At 56.8% G+C, this 17,290-nt stretch carries 18 protein-coding genes; 8 read left to right on the plus strand and 10 right to left on the minus strand.

Features of this window, described 5'->3' with window-relative positions; all coding sequences use genetic code 11:
* Nucleotides 1-49 precede the first annotated feature (49 nt).
* Both ACWHWP_RS12800 and ACWHWP_RS12805 read right to left on the minus strand, forming a co-directional pair.
* On the minus strand, nt 50-817 hold the full coding sequence (locus ACWHWP_RS12800; protein WP_447855757.1) for an alpha/beta fold hydrolase: 768 nt from the start codon (nt 815-817) through the stop codon (nt 50-52).
* Between the two features lie 86 nt (nt 818-903).
* Complete coding sequence (locus tag ACWHWP_RS12805) at nt 904-1,077, minus strand: GhoT/OrtT family toxin (RefSeq protein WP_003856960.1); 174 nt, start codon at nt 1,075-1,077, stop codon at nt 904-906.
* A 244-nt stretch (nt 1,078-1,321) separates the two neighbouring features.
* On the opposite strand from ACWHWP_RS12805, the gene ACWHWP_RS12810 reads away from it, so the two are divergent.
* Genes ACWHWP_RS12810 through ACWHWP_RS12820 form a run of 3 tightly spaced genes read left to right on the plus strand, consistent with a single transcriptional unit; the run spans nt 1,322 to nt 2,216 of the window.
* Complete coding sequence (locus ACWHWP_RS12810) at nt 1,322-1,648, plus strand: DUF1971 domain-containing protein (protein ID WP_063428399.1); 327 nt, start codon at nt 1,322-1,324, stop codon at nt 1,646-1,648.
* 27 nt (nt 1,649-1,675) lie between these two features.
* Nucleotides 1,676-2,029 carry a DUF1971 domain-containing protein gene (locus tag ACWHWP_RS12815; protein ID WP_063428347.1) on the plus strand — a complete coding sequence of 118 codons (354 nt, stop codon included), beginning with the start codon at nt 1,676-1,678 and terminating at the stop codon, nt 2,027-2,029.
* Between the two features lie 4 nt (nt 2,030-2,033).
* Nucleotides 2,034-2,216 (plus strand): DUF1869 domain-containing protein, encoded by a 183-nt coding sequence (locus tag ACWHWP_RS12820; protein ID WP_047348342.1) that lies wholly within the window; start codon nt 2,034-2,036, stop codon nt 2,214-2,216.
* 37 nt (nt 2,217-2,253) lie between these two features.
* Here the strand turns inward: ACWHWP_RS12820 and patD are convergent, their stop codons facing one another.
* The 7 genes from patD to ymcF all read right to left on the minus strand — a co-directional run bounded on the left by patD (nt 2,254) and on the right by ymcF (nt 9,573).
* Complete coding sequence (gene patD, locus ACWHWP_RS12825; RefSeq protein ID WP_447855758.1) at nt 2,254-3,678, minus strand: aminobutyraldehyde dehydrogenase; 1,425 nt, start codon at nt 3,676-3,678, stop codon at nt 2,254-2,256.
* A gap of 24 nt (nt 3,679-3,702) precedes the next feature.
* Complete coding sequence (locus ACWHWP_RS12830; RefSeq protein WP_008501291.1) at nt 3,703-4,509, minus strand: ABC transporter permease; 807 nt, start codon at nt 4,507-4,509, stop codon at nt 3,703-3,705.
* Entirely contained in the window at nt 4,499-5,437 is a 939-nt protein-coding gene (locus ACWHWP_RS12835; protein WP_447856676.1) for an ABC transporter permease, read from the minus strand. The genes ACWHWP_RS12830 and ACWHWP_RS12835 overlap by 11 nt, the downstream gene beginning before the upstream one ends.
* Before the next feature lie 7 nt (nt 5,438-5,444).
* Nucleotides 5,445-6,458 carry an ABC transporter ATP-binding protein gene (locus ACWHWP_RS12840; protein WP_063428401.1) on the minus strand — a complete coding sequence of 338 codons (1,014 nt, stop codon included), beginning with the start codon at nt 6,456-6,458 and terminating at the stop codon, nt 5,445-5,447.
* A gap of 16 nt (nt 6,459-6,474) precedes the next feature.
* Nucleotides 6,475-7,620, minus strand: coding sequence for a putative ABC transporter substrate-binding protein YdcS (gene ydcS / locus ACWHWP_RS12845; protein ID WP_059309927.1), 1,146 nt, complete (start codon nt 7,618-7,620; stop codon nt 6,475-6,477).
* A gap of 272 nt (nt 7,621-7,892) precedes the next feature.
* The gene (locus ACWHWP_RS12850) at nt 7,893-9,302 is read right to left on the minus strand and encodes an aminotransferase-like domain-containing protein (RefSeq protein WP_063428355.1); all 1,410 of its coding nucleotides are present in this window, start codon (nt 9,300-9,302) and stop codon (nt 7,893-7,895) included.
* An 82-nt stretch (nt 9,303-9,384) separates the two neighbouring features.
* Entirely contained in the window at nt 9,385-9,573 is a 189-nt protein-coding gene (gene ymcF / locus ACWHWP_RS12855; RefSeq protein ID WP_047348336.1) for a cold shock small protein YmcF, read from the minus strand.
* 391 nt (nt 9,574-9,964) lie between these two features.
* Between ymcF and ACWHWP_RS12860 the strand changes: the two genes are divergently transcribed.
* From ACWHWP_RS12860 to hslJ, 4 genes are all read left to right on the plus strand, one after another.
* The gene (locus tag ACWHWP_RS12860; RefSeq protein WP_059309925.1) at nt 9,965-11,365 is read left to right on the plus strand and encodes a cytochrome ubiquinol oxidase subunit I; all 1,401 of its coding nucleotides are present in this window, start codon (nt 9,965-9,967) and stop codon (nt 11,363-11,365) included.
* On the plus strand, nt 11,365-12,375 hold the full coding sequence (gene cydB, locus ACWHWP_RS12865; RefSeq protein ID WP_447855759.1) for a cytochrome d ubiquinol oxidase subunit II: 1,011 nt from the start codon (nt 11,365-11,367) through the stop codon (nt 12,373-12,375). The genes ACWHWP_RS12860 and cydB overlap by 1 nt, the downstream gene beginning before the upstream one ends.
* Nucleotides 12,375-12,503 carry a DUF2474 domain-containing protein gene (locus ACWHWP_RS12870; protein WP_008501283.1) on the plus strand — a complete coding sequence of 43 codons (129 nt, stop codon included), beginning with the start codon at nt 12,375-12,377 and terminating at the stop codon, nt 12,501-12,503. Before cydB ends, ACWHWP_RS12870 begins: the two co-directional genes overlap by 1 nt.
* A gap of 127 nt (nt 12,504-12,630) precedes the next feature.
* Nucleotides 12,631-13,068 (plus strand): heat shock protein HslJ, encoded by a 438-nt coding sequence (gene hslJ, locus ACWHWP_RS12875; protein WP_059309923.1) that lies wholly within the window; start codon nt 12,631-12,633, stop codon nt 13,066-13,068.
* Here hslJ and ACWHWP_RS12880 read toward each other — a convergent pair whose 3' ends face one another.
* Complete coding sequence (locus tag ACWHWP_RS12880; RefSeq protein ID WP_047349054.1) at nt 13,069-13,335, minus strand: putative hemolysin; 267 nt, start codon at nt 13,333-13,335, stop codon at nt 13,069-13,071.
* Nucleotides 13,336-13,606: 271 nt separating this feature from the next.
* On the opposite strand from ACWHWP_RS12880, the gene nifJ reads away from it, so the two are divergent.
* Entirely contained in the window at nt 13,607-17,131 is a 3,525-nt protein-coding gene (nifJ, locus tag ACWHWP_RS12885; protein ID WP_447855760.1) for a pyruvate:ferredoxin (flavodoxin) oxidoreductase, read from the plus strand.
* The last annotated feature ends 159 nt before the right edge of the window (nt 17,132-17,290 follow it).

Here is a 17,290-nt window from a genome sequence, read left to right on the forward strand (position 1 = left end):
CCTTTCTTGCCGGGTGGCGCTGCGCTTACCCGGCCTACATTCTGATTTTTTAACCCGCAGCAGTGCGGGCCATACAGTCCGCTAGCGTCTGCGCCAGCGCAGACGGATTTTCCCAGGACATTGAGTGCCCCGCCGCAGGGATAATTTTCACCGCAACGCCCTTCTGCTTCAGATTATCCACGTCGTCATCAGGCAGCGACAGCTCGCCGAAAATCAACGTCACCGGGCAAGTGAGTGACAGGAACTGCGCCTCCCATTCTGGCTCAACGCCCTCCACCAGGCTCGATGCACCGCGCCAGACGGCATAAGGGGCATTGCTCTGCAGGCACCCCGCCCACGCCGTGGTTTCTGCCCGCAGCATGGCGTCATAGCCCTGCTCCAGAAACTGTTGCTCGGTTTGTGCCGCAATAGACCGGCTGAACATGCCCCCGCCCGCGTGAAAATTAGGTTCTGACACCATCAGTCCCTTAACGCGGGTGCCCAGCAGCCCCGCCGTTTCGATAGCAATGCTGCCGCCCATGCTGTGACCATAAAGCCATAAGGCATCAAGCTTGAGATGGTTAATCAGCTCCACGACGACGCGAGCCTGGTCAGTTGTTCGGTAGGAGTAGTGCAGAGGTTTGTCGCTGTAGCCGCTGCCGGGCAGATCGATGAGAATGGCTCTGCGTGCGCCAAAAAGAGGGTCACAAACGACACGGGGATATTCATAGGAAGCGGCGCAGCCCAGCCCGTGAATGAACACCACGGGATCGCCGGTGCCGGGTAAATCATGCCAGCGCACGGTGCAGCCGGCCTGCTGCGAGTAAAAGCTGTTCATAAGCACTCCTTTTATGACTCACTGTGTATTTATACAGTCATCACATCCGGAATGCTACGTTCATCTTTTAAAACGGGAAGCGTGCTTCAGAAAAGCGAGATCAGCAGCGCAACGGGAAAGCTCATTGGCCAGGTTGATCCCACCAGAAAAGCGCTGAGCAGGCGGATACGTTTGCGGTCTTTGGAGAGGAACCAGGTAATTAATGCGCAGATGGAAGCCATGATTGCGTAAAAAACCAACATCTTTTGATACAACGTCATTCTTGATACCAGAGCCGAAAAAATAACCGCACGCAATATGCGCCATATGTTGATACAGATCAAGTTTTTTCGTTACACAATAACCACTTAAATATTAAGGCTAATAACAACTGAGTATCTTACGTAACAAAGCGGGAGGCCGAGGAATAACTATTATTGATAAGATGCATCTTAAATGCACTTTTTGATAAATGCTGTATCTTGCAAAGGCGTTTAATAAAGGCAGACATTCATGGGAGGCAATATGCTGCGCATTCCGCCGAGTTGTATTCATACCCGCTCCACCCCTTTCTGGAATAAAAACACCGCGCCTGCCGGGATCTTTCAGCGTCATCTCGACACGGGTACCCGTCCGGGCGTCTATCCTCGCCTGACCGTGGTGCAGGGTGCCGTGCGTTACTTAGGCTATGCCGATGAATTGACTCCCGAGCCTGACAGCACATTGATTATCAAGGCTGGCCACTTCGGCGTGTTTCCGCCTGAGAAATGGCATCACATCGAAGTGATGTCCGATGACACGCTGTTCAACATCGACTTTTTCGTCGAACCCGAGGTACTGAGGTCGCTTTAAGTGGCTTGCACTTACGAGGAAACCATTATGCTACGTATTCCTGAGAATTTTGTTCATACCCGCTCCACGCCATTCTGGAACAAAGACACGGCACCAAAAGCCCTTTTCACCCATCATAATACGAAAGCCAGCGTCTACGGCCGTTTGTCCGTGATGCAGGGCGCCGTGCGCTATTTTGGCTTCCCGGATGCAGACGCTACAGAACCGGATCTGGAGCTTGTAATCGAAGCTGGATCGTTTGGCATCTCACCGCCGCAAAAATGGCACCGCATTGAGTTATTGACTGACGATACGTATTTCAATATCGACTTTTTTGCCGACCCTGACGTTACGCTTCAGGGCGCAGGTATCGGAAAAGTGGTTAATACACATAAGGAGTAACAGCGTGGGTAAAGCAACGTACACCGTGACCGTGACCAACAACAGCAACGGCGTCTCGGTGGACTATGAAACAGACGCCCCAATGGAGTTGCTCATTCCGGACGTCGCCGCAGACGTGGTGAAGGATCTGGTGAATACCGTTCGCGCTTACGACACGGAAAATGAGCATGAGGTTTGTGGCTGGTAAGAAAACGCCCGGCGGTACTGGCCGCCGGGCATGATGCTTAGTGTTTTATCATCACATGCCGGACAACCGTATAATCCTCGAGCCCGTATACCGACATATCCTTTCCGTAGCCGGATAATTTCATGCCGCCGTGCGGCATTTCGCTCACCAGCATAAAATGGGTATTCACCCAGGTGCAGCCGTACTGCAGGCGCGCGCTCAGACGATGGGCGCGGCCCACGTCTTTCGTCCAGACCGACGACGCCAGCCCGTACTGTGAATCGTTCGCCCAGGCCAGCACCTGCGCCTCGTCGTCAAACTCGGTGACGCTCACCACCGGGCCAAACACCTCGCGCTGAACGATGGCATCATCCTGCTTTGCTCCCGCCAGCAGGGTTGGCTGGAAGTAGTAGCCCGCCCCCTCTTTTTTGCTCCCGCCCGTGACGACCCGAACATGGCCGAGTGCTTTCGCCTGGTCGACAGCCTGACAGACGCGTGAAAGATGGGCCGCCGAGCTGAGCGGTCCCAGTTCGGTATTCCCATCCTCCGGGGCGCCCATTTTGAGGCTGGCTACCGCTGCGCCCAGTTTTTCCACCAGTTGGGCATAAATTCCCTTCTGGGCATAAATACGGCAGGCCGCCGTACAGTCCTGCCCGGCATTGTAGAAACCAAACGTCCGCACGCCTTCGACAACCGCATCCAGATCGGCATCATCAAACACGATAACCGGCGCTTTACCGCCCAGCTCCATGTGGGTGCGTTTAATGGAGGAGGCCGTATGGCCGATGATATGTTCCCCGGTCGCAATCGAACCGGTCAGCGAGACCATGCGGACCTTTTCATGCCCGGTCAGCGGATCGCCTACCGTCTTGCCTCGTCCGAACAGCACGTTCAGCACGCCCGCCGGGAAGATATCCTTTGCCAGCTCCGCCAGCTTCAGCGCCGTCAGCGGCGTAATTTCGGAGGGTTTGATCACCACGCAGTTTCCGGCGGCCAGCGCGGGTGCGAGCTTCCACGCGGCCATCATCAGCGGGTAGTTCCACGGCGCGATAGAAGCAACCACGCCCACCGGATCACGGCGGATCATTGACGTGTGGCCATCAAGATACTCTCCGGCGGCCAGCCCGTTCAGGCAGCGGGCCGCCCCGGCAAAGAAGCGGAAAACGTCGACCACCGCCGGAATTTCGTCCCCGAGGGCGCAGTGCAGCGGCTTGCCGCAGTTGAGAGACTCAAGCCGGGCAAACTCTTCACCCTGCGCCTCAATGGCGTCAGCCAGCTTCAGCAGGCACTCAGCGCGCGCTTTGGGCGTGGTCTGCCCCCAGTCGGTAAAAGCCTGGTCAGCGGCCTCAACCGCCGCGTTGACCTGGGCCAGCGAGGCTTCGGCAATTTCCAGCAGTACCTCTCCGGTGGCCGGATTATAAACCGGCTGTTTCTCGCCTTCTCCGGCAACCAGTTCACCCTTAATCAGCAGATGTGTTTGCATAGCATTGTCCTGTTGAAATCAATGTTATTTCCCGCTGCCGGCAATGTTCTCGCCGTCGCGGGTTAGCCACCAGGCTCCCAGAATGGGGATGGTTGTCACCAGCATCACCAGCAGTGCAACGACGTTAGTGACCGGTACGTCGCGCGGACGCCCGAGCTGGTTAAGCAGCCACAGCGGTAACGTGCGCTCGTGTCCCGCCGTAAACGTTGTGACGATTATTTCGTCAAACGACAGGGCAAACGCCAGCATTCCCCCGGCCAGCAGCGCTGAACCCAGATTGGGCAGCACGACGTAGCGGAAGGTTTGCCACCCGTCGGCCCCGAGATCCATCGACGCTTCCACCAGGCTCCAGGAGGTGCGTCTGAACCGGGCAATCACGTTGTTAAACACCACCACCACGCAAAAGGTGGCGTGTCCCACCACGATGGTGAAAAAGCCCGGCTCAAGGTTGATGGTTTTGAATGCGGTCAGCAGCGCCAGGCCGGTGATGATCCCCGGTAACGCAATCGGCAACAGCAGCAGCAGTGAGATCGCATTCTTGCCAAAAAACTCGCTTCGCCACAGCGCCGCTGCAGCAAGCGTGCCAAGCACAAGGGCTATCGCGGTGGAAAGCGCGGCAATTTGAAGTGACAACGTCACGGATTCGATAATATCGCCACGCCCCGCCGCCACGCTAAACCACTTCAGCGTCAGCCCCTGCGGCGGAAAGCTGAAGGCGGCGTCTTCGGTGTTAAAGGCATAGGTTGCGATAATCAGCAGCGGGAAGTGCAGGAAGATAACCCCTCCCCATGCTGCCACTTTCAGGAACAGCGGTGCGCGTTCAGAGTGCATCGAATGCTCCCAGACGCTTCACGAGCGCCAGATAGAGAGAAATCAGCACGATGGGAACCAGTGTGAACGCGGCGGCCATCGGCATATTGCCGATAGCCCCCTGCTGGGAATAGACCATATTGCCGATGAAGTAGCCCGGCGGCCCCACCAGCTGGGGAACAATGAAATCCCCCAGCGTCAGGGAAAAGGTGAATATCGAGCCCGCCGCAATACCCGGGATCGCCAGCGGCAGAACGACGTAGCGAAAGGTCTGTCGGGGTCGTGCGCCGAGGTCGGCTGAGGCCTGCAGTAAAGAAGCCGGCAGGCGTTCCAGCGCCGCCTGGACGGGCAGGATCATAAACGGCAGCCAGATGTAGACGAAGACCAGAAACCGCCCCAGCCCGGAGGTGGACAAGGTGTTGCCGCCAATCGCCGGGAGCGTAAGGAGCGAGGTCAGGATCGGCTCCAGCCCCATGTGGCTGAGAAACCATTGCGCCACGCCGTCCTTCGCCAGCAGCAGCGTCCAGGCATAGGCTTTGACGATGTAGCTCGCCCACATCGGCAGCATCACGGCGATATAGAAGAACGCTTTCCACTTGCCGCGGGTGTATCGCGCCATGTACCAGGCCATCGGGAACGCCAGGATGGCGCTGGCGATGGTCACCGCAATCGCCATGGTTAACGTGCGCAGGATGATGTCGTAGTTTGCCGGGTTAAAGAGCGCCTGAATGTTCGCCAGGGTCAGGTCCGGCGTGACCGCCATGGTGAAATCGTCAAAGGTGTAAAACCCCTGCCACAGCAGGGTCAGCAGCGATCCTAAATAGACGATGCCGAACCACATCAGCGGTGCAAGCAGAAGCAGGAACAGCCCGAGCGACGGCCTACGCCAGAGTAGTGCCGTCAGGCGGCTCAGGCCGCTGCGAGAGGCGGGAGGATGCGCAACGCTCATATCCATTTCACCTCTCCTCGTGAAGGCGGATCATCGCCTCGCGCGACCATGACGCCATAACGACCTGCCCCGGCGTAACGCCGCTCAGCGGCGAGGCGTCACTGAGGTTGGCCTGGCTCACCAGCAGTTTTGCGCCGTCAGCAAGTTTCAGCTCCAGACGCGTGGCGGCGCCCTGGTACTGAACGGCCTGCACGCATCCCTGAACCTGAACGTCACCGCTCTCGTTAAGGCGAATATGTTCCGGGCGCAGCGAATAAGCGCCTTCCATGCCGCACAGTTTCTGCGCAAGGGCCGCGTCAAAAACGTTGGACGTGCCGACAAAACCGGCGACAAACGGCGTGCGCGGCCGCATGTAGAGATCGCGCGGGGTATCCACCTGCTCGATGCGTCCGTTATTGAATACCGCCACCCGGTCGGACATGGAAAGGGCTTCACCCTGGTCGTGGGTGACGAAAATAAAGGTGATGCCGAGTTCCTGCTGAAGTTTCTTCAGCTCGAACTGCATCTGCTCACGCAGTTTGAGATCGAGCGCCCCTAAGGGCTCGTCCAGCAGCAAGACGCGCGGCTCATTGACAAGCGCCCGGGCGATGGCGACGCGCTGGCGCTGGCCGCCGGAAAGTTGCGACGGTTTGCGGGCGACGGCAAAACTCAGGCCCACTTTTTCCAGGGCGTCACGGGCCTGCGCATGGCGCTTTTTCTTATCGATGCCTTTTACCATCAGCCCGTAGGCGACGTTATCGAGGATCGACATATGAGGAAATAGCGCGTAGTCCTGGAACACGGTGTTTACGTCCCGCTCCCAGGGCGGCAGTTCGCTCGCCTCTTTGCCGAAGATAGAAATCGTGCCGCCTGACAGCTGTTCAAAACCGGCGATCAGGCGCAGGCAGGTGGTTTTGCCGGAGCCCGAAGGCCCCAGCATGGAGAAAAACTCTCCGTCACGGATCGCAATGGTGACCCCGTCCACCGCCCGCACGTCGCCGTACAGGCGGGAAACATTATTAAACTCTACCGCGTACGTCATGTTCTGCTCCCGGCGATTAACGGCCACCCATGATGGCGATGTAATCCTGCGTCCAGCGGCTGTAAGGCACAAATTTGCCGCCTTCTGCGATAGGGGTTTTCCAGAACATGATTTTGTCGAACTCGTTATAGCCGTTTGTTTCGCAACCTTTATCCCCCAGCAGCGTGCTGGCCTTACACCCTTCCGGGACGACGGGCAGCGAGCCAAACCAGGCGGCCAGATCGCCCTGCACTTTTGGCGTGAGCGACCAGTTCATCCACTTGTAGGCGCACATCGGGTGTTTTGCCTGAGCGTGCAGCATGGTGGTGTCCGCCCAGCCGGTTACTCCCTCTTTCGGGAAGACGGTGGCTACGGGCTGGTTTTCGGCCTTCAGGGCATTTGCCTGATACGGCCAGGCGCTGGAAGCCACAACGCCTTCATTTTTGAAGTCGCTCATCTGAACGGTGGTGTCGTGCCAGTAGCGGTGGATCAGGGCATGCTGATCGCGAAGCACCTTGAGCACGGCCGCATACTGTTCTTCAGTGAGCTGATACGGGTCTTTGATCCCCAGCTGAGGTTGAGTGGCTTTGACAAAGAGCGCCGCATCGGCGATGTAAATCGGGCCGTCATAGGCCTGAACGCGTCCCTGATTGGTTTTACCGTCCGGCAGATCCTGTTTGGTAAAGACCACGCTCCAGCTGTCCGGCGGCGTCGGGAAGGTTTTGGTGTTGTACATCAGCAGGTTTGGCCCCCACTGGTACGGCGTGCCGTAGACTTTACCGCCGACGTTAAACCATTCTCCTTTCACCATCCGTGCATCGAGGGTTTTCCAGTTGGGGATGAGATCGGGGTTAATCGGCTGAACGCGTTTACCCATGATCAGGCGGAGCGACGCATCACCCGACGCGGTGACCAGGTCGTATCCCCCTTTCGCCATCAGGCTGACCATTTCATCCGACGTGGCCGCCGTTTTGACGTTGACCGCGCAACCGGTCTCTTTTTCAAACTGGGTGACCCAGTCATAGTTTTTATCCGTCTGCCCCCGTTCGATGTATCCCGGCCAGGCAATAATATCCAACCGTCCTTCCCCGTCGCCAATGGCCTTCGGCGGTTCTGCGGCTTGCGCTGTCATGATAGTCATGCCGAGCGCGCACAGGCTGCTGCGGGCAAATTTTTTGCTCATAAGAATTACTCCTGTCGCAATGAAATTTAGCGGCAGCCGTGCCGTAAAAATATCTCCCTTATTAAACGTAGACCGCGCAAATGCGCCGCACCGTGCGGCTTAAGGAAATTTCATCAAGGTGTGACCGAGGGCGCATTCCCCGTTAACTGGATTATAGACAAGGAGTTAGCCGCGAGAGACGGTATGCAGATTTCCTATGATACGGCACCGCGAAATATTCGCCGTGCCGTCATCAGGATAAGAAATGATTATTTAATTGCGGGTGAGGAAAATTATTCCAGCATGCTGCTAATTAATTTGCCTAACTGAACCACCGCCTGCTCTTCCCGCTCTCCCCAGGCCCACGAGGTATTAAAACGAAAGAACGGCGTCCACGCGTCAGAGGTGGAAAACATCTTTCCGGGGGCAATGCTGATGTGGTGCATTAGGGCCTTTTCGCTCAGAAGTCCCGCATCCAGCGGCGCCGGAAGTTCCAGCCATAAAAAGTAGCCGCTGTCGTTATGGTGAATTTTGACGCCGGCAGGCATATGGCGCAGGAGTGACTGCCAGGCCTGCTGTTTTCGCTCGGCCAGGGTTCGTCGCAGGCGGCGAAGATGGGCGTCATAGCGCTTGGTCGCCAGGTAATCCACCAGCGCCAGCTGCATGGGAGAGCTGGTTGAGAGCGTGCTCATCAGCTGCAGCTGCTGAATGCGCCGCGCGTGTTTTCCCGCCGCGACCCACCCGATGCGAAAACCGGCCACCAGACATTTTGAAAAGGACGAGCAGTGGAGCGTCATGTCCTGACGATCCCAGGCTTTCGCCGGGAGCGGCTTTTCACGCCCAAAATAGAGCTCGCTGTAGACATCATCTTCAATCAGCGGGACGTTGTGCTGCGTTAACAGCGCGACAAGCTGCGCTTTTTTCTCCGCGCTCAGCGTGAAGCCAAGCGGGTTTTGGCTGTTGGTCATGATCCAGCAGGCTTTAACCGGGTAGTCATTCAGCGCCTGCTCCAGGGCGTTAAGATCGATCCCCTCGCGGACGTCCGTTGCAATCGACAAGGCTTTGAGCTTCAGGCGTTCCAGCGCCTGCAGCGCGCCGTAAAAACAGGGGTTTTCGACAATCACCCAGTCGCCGGGCTCGGTTACCGCCTGCAGGCTGAGATTGAGCGCTTCGAGCGCGCCGGCGGTGATCACAATCTCTTCGGGGGAGATGTTCATTCCCTGCTGCGCGTAGCGGCGGGCAATGGCGTGACGGAGATCGACGTTACCCGGCGGCAGGTTTTCAATCACGCTCATCGCCGTCGCGGTTTTGCTGACGTTTGCCAGCGAGCGGTTGAGCTGCTGAAGCGGGAAAAGCCGGGGGTCGGGAAACGCGGAAGCAAAAGGGACAACGGAGGGGTCGCGGCTGGCCTGTAAGACCTCGAAGATGTAGGTGTTGATATCCACCGCTTCGTCACGCATCACCTGAGCGGGTGGCGCAGGCTGTTGTGCGGTCGGGCGCGAGGCAACGTAATAGCCCGACTGCGGTCTGGCGACAATGCGCCCCTGACTTTCCAGCATCTGATACGCGTGGCCAACGGTCATAAAACTCATGCCGCTGCTCGCCACCTGCTCTCGCAGGGAAGGCAGCTTATCGCCCGGCAGCCATACGCCAAGCTCAATCTGCGAGATAATTTGTTGCGCCAGACGCTGGTATTTTTTCATCAGATTCTCCTTATGACTGACAGTGTATATCAGCAGGAGAAAAAGAGAAGATTTAGCTAACTGTTATAGTTTTGAAAATGAATTACTTACGGTACTCGGTGATGTGGCTTTGCGCCTGACGCGCAGCGGCCAGGTGGTCGAGCGTGATCATCGACGATTTGCAAAAGATGCATTTCGCACCGAGCGGGTTTTTCTCAGACACATCAAAGACTGAGGTACGGTACTGCGAGCCATGACAGCACGGGCAGCGAAAATGGATATAAGAAGTCATAGGATTCTCCTGAAACGTAAAACGTAAATTACTAATGGGCCGATTGGGCAATAATGGTTTTAAACAAAACTAATCGGAAAGTAGATAAAGACCCAAGAGAGGCTGCGGAGAGGCACAACGTGATGAGAACTGCTTTATAAAACTACGTCAGATATTTATTTGGACTCAAAACCAGAAGACCATTAACGCACGGCGCTGACGACAAGGCAAGCAGTTTTATGCGGAAAATTCATAAAAAGAGTGTTTTTATTCCCTAACCGCGAAGTATATCAGATGCCTAAAGCAGGGTTTTTACTCCAACTGTTATGGTTAAAAATCGTTTTTCTGCGTCTGATAGTCTGATTTTAGCCCCTATACCATAACAGCACACCGTTTGACATTGAGGCTGTGCATGTTTGGTTTAGATGCTTTTCACCTTGCGCGGATACAGTTTGCGTTTACCGTATCCTTTCACATTATTTTCCCGGCCATCACCATTGGTCTCGCCAGCTATCTTGCCGTGCTCGAAGGCCTGTGGCTGAAAACAAAAAATCCGGTCTGGCGCTCGCTGTACCATTTTTGGTCGAAGATTTTTGCCGTCAACTTTGGCATGGGCGTGGTCTCCGGGCTGGTGATGGCCTACCAGTTTGGCACCAACTGGAGTGGTTTTTCGCAGTTTGCCGGCAGCATTACCGGCCCGCTGCTGACCTATGAAGTGCTTACCGCCTTCTTCCTCGAAGCCGGGTTCCTCGGCGTGATGCTGTTCGGCTGGAATAAAGTCGGGCCGGGACTGCACTTCTTTTCCACCTGCATGGTGGCGCTGGGCACCATTATCTCTACCTTCTGGATCCTCTCATCGAACAGCTGGATGCAGACCCCGCAGGGCTATGAGATCGTCAACGGCCAGGTGGTACCGGTGGACTGGTTCGCCGTGGTGTTTAACCCCTCCTTCCCTTACCGCCTGCTGCATATGTCGATAGCCGCGTTCCTGAGCAGCGCCCTGTTTGTTGGCGCATCTGCGGCATGGCACCTGCTGCGCGGCAATAATACCCCCGCCATCCGCGCAATGTTTTCAATGGCGCTGTGGATGACGCTGATCGTCGCGCCCATCCAGGCCATGGTGGGCGATATGCACGGGCTGAACACCTTAAAGCACCAACCCGCGAAAATTGCCGCCATCGAAGGGCACTGGGAAAATCCGCCGGGCGAGCCTACCCCGCTGCTGCTGTTTGGCTGGCCGGATATGGAACAGGAGCGCACCCGCTTTGGGCTGGAGATCCCGGCGCTGGGGAGCCTCATCCTGACGCACAGCCTGGATAAGCAGGTTCCGGCACTCAAAGAGTTTCCGAAGGAAGACCGTCCGAATTCCACCATCGTCTTCTGGTCTTTCCGCATTATGGCGGGCCTGGGCATGCTGATGCTGCTGCTTGGCGTGGCGGCACTCTGGCTGCGCTATAAAAAGCGCGTTTATTCTTCCCGCCCTTTCCTGTGGTTTGCGCTGCTGATGGGGCCCTCCGGGTTGATTGCGATTCTGGCCGGATGGATCACTACCGAAGTGGGCCGCCAGCCGTGGGTGGTCTACGGACTCCAGCGAACGAAGGATGCGGTTTCTGCCCATGGCGATCTGCATATGAGCGTGAGCCTGCTGGCCTTCTTCGTCGTTTACACCTCGGTATTCGGCGTGGGTTACAGCTACATGGTGCGCCTCATCCGAAAAGGCCCGCAGCCGCATGAATCTTTCGCCACCGAGTCCGACGGACGTCCGGCGCGCCCGCTTTCTGCCGTCACCGCTGAACATAAGGAGCTGCCATAATGGGTATCGATCTTTCCATTATCTGGTTTGTGATCATCGTCTTCGCCACGCTGATGTATATCGTGATGGACGGTTTTGATCTGGGGATAGGGATTCTGTTCCCGGCAACGCAAAACGCCGACGATCGCGACGTGATGGTCAACAGCGTTGCGCCGGTCTGGGACGGAAATGAAACCTGGCTGGTGCTTGGCGGAGCCGCCCTCTTCGGCGCATTCCCGCTAGCCTATGCGGTGATCGTTGATGCCCTGACCATTCCGCTGACGTTAATGCTGATCGGACTTATTTTCCGCGGCGTGGCGTTTGAGTTTCGCTTTAAAGCCACCCCGGCGCACCGCCCCTTCTGGGATAAGGCGTTTATTGGCGGTTCCATTCTGGCGACGTTTACCCAGGGCGTGACGGTGGGTGCCGTCATTAACGGCTTTACCGTCACCGGCCGGGCCTATACCGGCGGGCCCTTTGACTGGTTTACCGCATTTAACCTGTTTTGCGGCGCGGGCCTGGTGGTGGCCTATGCGCTGTTAGGCTCTACGTGGCTGGTGATGAAAAGCGAAAACGCGCTGCAGCAGCGGATGCGTGAGGTCTCGAAAACGTTGTTACTCGTGCTGCTGGCGTTTATGGCGGCGCTCAGCCTCTGGACGCCGCTGGCGCACCCGGCCATCGCTGCGCGCTGGTTTACGCTGCCGAACCTGTTTTATCTGCTGCCTGTCCCGGCCCTGGTGGTGATTTTTAGCCTGTATCAGTGGCGCTGCCTGAACAATCCCGACAGCCATAGCCGACCGTTTATCCTGACGCTGGGGCTGATATTCCTCGGCTTTAGTGGGCTTGGGATCAGCATCTGGCCGCACATTATTCCGCCGTCGATCACCCTGTGGCAGGCCGCCGCGCCGACACAAAGCCAGGGCTTTATGCTGGTGGGCGCGCTGTTGATCATTCCCGTTATTCTGGTCTACACCTTCTGGAGCTACTACGTATTTCGCGGCAAAGTTCAGCATGGGGAGGGATATCACTGATGCAACAACCGGTCTGGAAAAGATTACTCTGGCTGGCCATTATCTGGGGCGGCAGCGTACTGGCGCTGGCGGCTGTCAGCATGCTCTTCCGTATGCTGATGACGGCGGCAGGGTTTAAATCTCATTAACGTCACCCGGGCATCCGCTGCGTTGCCCGGCACTTCCCCCCGCACTTTCAGATAAACCCCATTAACGCACCGCGGAGTATCGTTACACTGGAAAAAGATTCACAGTATTTATAGTTTGAGATGAAAAATGAAAAAGCTCATTGCGATAAGCGTTATTAGTCTTGTCCTTACCGGCTGCGTTAATCCGGGCAAAGCCTCCGTACAGCCGGAGCAACTGAAAAACCACCGCTTTGTGCTGGAAAATGTGAACGGTAAGGCCGTGAAGACCGCGACAGCGCAGCCTGAAATCAGCTTTAGCGCGCTGCCAGATATCAGCCTGGTTAATAACATCAGCGTGTCTGGTGCGATGTGTAACCGCTTTAACGGACAGGGGAAATTGTCCGAAGGCGAGCTTAAGGTGAAAACGCTGGCCATGACGCGCAAACTCTGTACTGAACCGCAGCTGAATGAGCTGGATCAGGCCATCGGCGACATGCTGCGCAACGGGGCGCAGGTCGACCTGACAGAAGACCAGTTAACGCTGGCGACAGCTGATAAAACGCTGATGTTTAAGCGCGCAGACTAATCAGTAGTTACCGCAGCTTCCAACGGCAAGCGACTGTTCACTGCAGCGTTTGCCGTTTGGCAAGGCGCACATCCCGATAGCAGAACCATCAAGCTGGCGGGCAACCGACAGCGAACCGCCAATCATCGCGCAGTTAGCCTGACCGGAACTGGACATCGCCGCCTTCATTCCCGGCGCCACGTGGGCTGCCGTTGCCTGCTGGACAGGTTCATTGCTGCATGCCGACAACAATAATGCGGCACACCCTACCAAAAATGCTGAGCGCATGCTCTCTCCCCCATGAATAATGCGAAACCTATGCATAATAGGCATCACATCCCGCGTCGTCGAGAGCGGAAGTGCGTATTTATGCGCTCCTGAAACAATTTCTCGCAATTTTTTCGCCAAAAGTTTGATCTACTCATTGATGGCGAGAATACCGAGGACACAAAAGCGAAAATCGAAAAATCACCCGTTTGCTAGAATACACAGATAATATTCAGGGTTTGTTGCCGTAATACAGACCCCTATTTTTTGCGCAATGTAAGGGTGTTGTCCTATGCAAACTATTGACGGTAATGGTGCGGTTGCCTCAGTCGCGTTTCGCACCAGTGAAGTTATCGCCATCTACCCGATTACGCCGAGCTCCACCATGGCTGAGCAGGCGGATGCCTGGGCGGGTAACGGGTTAAAAAACGTCTGGGGCGATGTCCCGCGAGTGGTTGAAATGCAGTCCGAGGCCGGTGCAATTGCCACGGTACACGGTGCGCTTCAGACAGGCGCGCTGTCCACGTCGTTTACCTCTTCTCAGGGATTGTTGTTAATGATCCCTACGTTGTACAAACTCGCGGGCCAGTTGACCCCCTTCGTTCTGCACGTCGCCGCGCGTACCGTAGCGACCCACGCGCTCTCGATTTTTGGCGATCACTCTGACGTGATGGCCGTGCGCCAGACCGGCTGCGCAATGCTGTGCGCCAGCAACGTTCAGGAAGCCCAGGACTTTGCCTTAATTTCGCATATCGCCACGCTCAAAAGCCGCGTTCCGTTTATTCACTTCTTTGATGGTTTCCGCACCTCGCACGAAATCAACAAGATCGTCCCGCTGGCTGACGATACTATCCTGAACCTGCTGCCGCAGGCGGAGATCGACGCCCATCGCGCCCGGGCCCTTAACCCGGAACACCCGGTTATTCGCGGAACGTCGGCAAACCCGGATACCTATTTCCAGTCCCGCGAGGCCACGAACCCCTGGTACAACGCGGTTTACCACCATGTAGAACAGGCGATGAACGACTTTGCCGCCGCGACCGGCCGGGAATATAAGCCGTTTGAATACTACGGCCATCCGCAGGCGGAACGGGTGATTGTGCTGATGGGTTCAGCCATCGGCACCTGCGAAGAGGTGGTTGACGAGTTGCTGACGCGCGGAGAAAAGGTCGGCGTGCTTAAAGTGCGTCTCTATCGTCCGTTCTCGGCTAAACATCTGCTTTCCGCTTTACCTGAAAGCGCGCGCGCGGTGGCGGTGCTCGACCGTACCAAAGAGCCGGGCGCGCAGGCGGAACCGCTGTATCTGGATGTGATGACCGCCCTGGCAGAAGCCTTTAACAACGGTGAACGTGAAACGCTGCCGCGCACCATCGGGGGGCGCTACGGTTTGTCCTCCAAGGAGTTTGGCCCTGAGTGCGTGCTGGCGGTATTTAACGAGCTAAGCGAGGCGAAACCCAAGCCGCGCTTTACCGTCGGCATTTATGATGATGTAACCAACCTCTCCCTGGCCTTGCCGGAAAACACCCTGCCGTCGACGGCTAAACTTGAGGCGCTGTTCTATGGTCTGGGCAGCGACGGTAGCGTCTCCGCGACCAAGAACAACATCAAAATCATCGGCAACTCAACGCCTTGGTACGCCCAGGGTTACTTCGTCTATGACTCCAAAAAAGCAGGCGGCCTGACCGTTTCCCATCTGCGCGTCAGCGAACAGCCTATCCGCTCTGCCTATCTTATTTCTCAGGCTGATTTTGTTGGCTGCCATCAGCTGCAGTTTATCGATAAATACCAGATGGCTGAGCGCCTGAAACCCGGCGGTATTTTCCTCCTCAATACGCCGTACAGCGCTGATGAAGTCTGGACGCGCCTGCCGCAGGAAGTTCAGGCGGTGCTGAACCAGAAAAAAGCCCGTTTCTATGTGGTTAACGCCGCGAAAATTGCCCGTGAATGCGGCCTGGCGGCGCGTATCAACACCGTTATGCAAATGGCCTTCTTCCACCTGACCAACATCCTGCCGGGCGACAGCGCGCTGGTGGAGCTGCAGGGTGCGATTGCCAAAAGCTACAGTAGCAAGGGGCAGGAGCTGGTCGAGCGCAACTGGCAGGCGCTGGCGCTGGCGCGCGAGTCGCTGTTCGAGGTGCCGCTGCAGCCGGTCAATGGCGCAAGCCCGAACCGTCCTCCGGTGGTCTCCGACGAGGCGCCTGACTTCGTGAAGACCGTGACGGCGGCGATGCTGGCCGGTCTGGGTGACGCCCTGCCCGTCTCTGCGCTACCGCCGGATGGGACATGGCCGATGGGCACCACCCGCTGGGAAAAACGCAACATCGCCGAAGCGATCCCCATCTGGAAAGAAGATCTGTGTACTCAGTGCAACCACTGCGTGGCGGCCTGCCCGCACTCTGCCATACGTGCCAAAGTGGTTTCACCAGAAGAGATGGAAGCCGCGCCGGCCAGCCTGCATTCGCTGGATGTGAAGTCCCGTGACATGCGCGGACAGAAATACGTTCTGCAGGTCGCGCCTGAGGACTGCACCGGCTGTAACCTGTGCGTCGAAGTCTGTCCGGCGAAAGATCGGCAGAATCCAGAGATCAAAGCCATCAATATGATGTCGCGTCTGGAGCACGTGGAAGAGGAGAAGGTCAACTATGACTTCTTCCTGAATCTGCCGGAAATCGATCGCAGTAAACTGGAACGTATTGATATTCGAACTTCACAGCTGATCACGCCGCTGTTTGAGTACTCCGGTGCCTGCTCCGGGTGCGGTGAAACGCCGTATATCAAGCTGCTTACCCAGCTGTACGGTGACCGGATGTTGATTGCCAACGCAACCGGCTGCTCCTCGATTTATGGCGGCAATCTGCCTTCTACCCCCTATACCACCGACGCCAACGGCCGCGGTCCGGCGTGGGCAAACTCGCTGTTCGAGGATAACGCCGAGTTTGGTCTCGGCTTCCGCCTGACCGTCGACCAGCACCGGGCGCGCGTGATGCGCCTGCTGGAACAGTTTGCCGGTCAGATCCCAGCCGAGCTCAATGACGCCCTTCACGCGGACGCAACGCCAGAAGTACGTCGTGAGCAGGTTGCTGAGCTGCGTAAGGCGCTTCAGGGCGTGGCGGGTGCTGAACAGCTGCTGACCGACGCGGACGCCCTGGTCGAAAAATCGATCTGGCTGATTGGCGGCGACGGTTGGGCCTACGACATCGGCTTCGGCGGTCTGGATCACGTGTTGAGCCTGACCGAAAACGTCAACATCCTGGTTCTGGATACGCAATGTTATTCGAACACCGGCGGTCAGGCGTCGAAAGCCACGCCGTTAGGCGCCGTGACCAAATTCGGTGAACACGGTAAACGCAAGGCGCGCAAGGATCTCGGTGTCAGCATGATGATGTACGGTCACGTATATGTCGCGCAAATCTCGCTGGGGGCACAGCTTAACCAGACGGTGAAAGCAATTCAGGAAGCGGAAGCCTATCCTGGACCGTCGCTGATCATTGCCTACAGCCCTTGCGAAGAGCATGGCTACGACCTGGCGCTCAGCCACGATCAGATGCGTCAGCTGACGGCGACCGGCTTCTGGCCGCTGTACCGGTTCGATCCGCGCCGTGCGGATGAGGGTAAATTACCGCTGGCGCTGGATTCGCGTCCGCCGTCTGATGCCCTGGCCGAGACGTTAATGCAGGAGCAGCGCTTCCGTCGCCTTAACGCGCAGCAGCCGGAAGTGGCTGAGCAGCTGTGGAAAGACGCGGCGGCCGATCTGCAAAAACGCTATGATTTCCTGGCGCAGATGGCGGGTAAAGCCGAAAAATCGACCAGCGACTAACTTCCCTGCCCGGCTTGCCCGGGCATTTTTTTTGCCATAAAAAAAGCCCGGAGTCTTCACACCGGGCTAATCCAGATAATCAATGAATATCTCTTTAGTTTCCCAAATAACATTCATAGCGATTATGGATAAATAATCTTAAAGGCATATAACGCCGCT

The organism is Enterobacter sp. WI-ESBL-E8 (assembly GCF_053364895.1).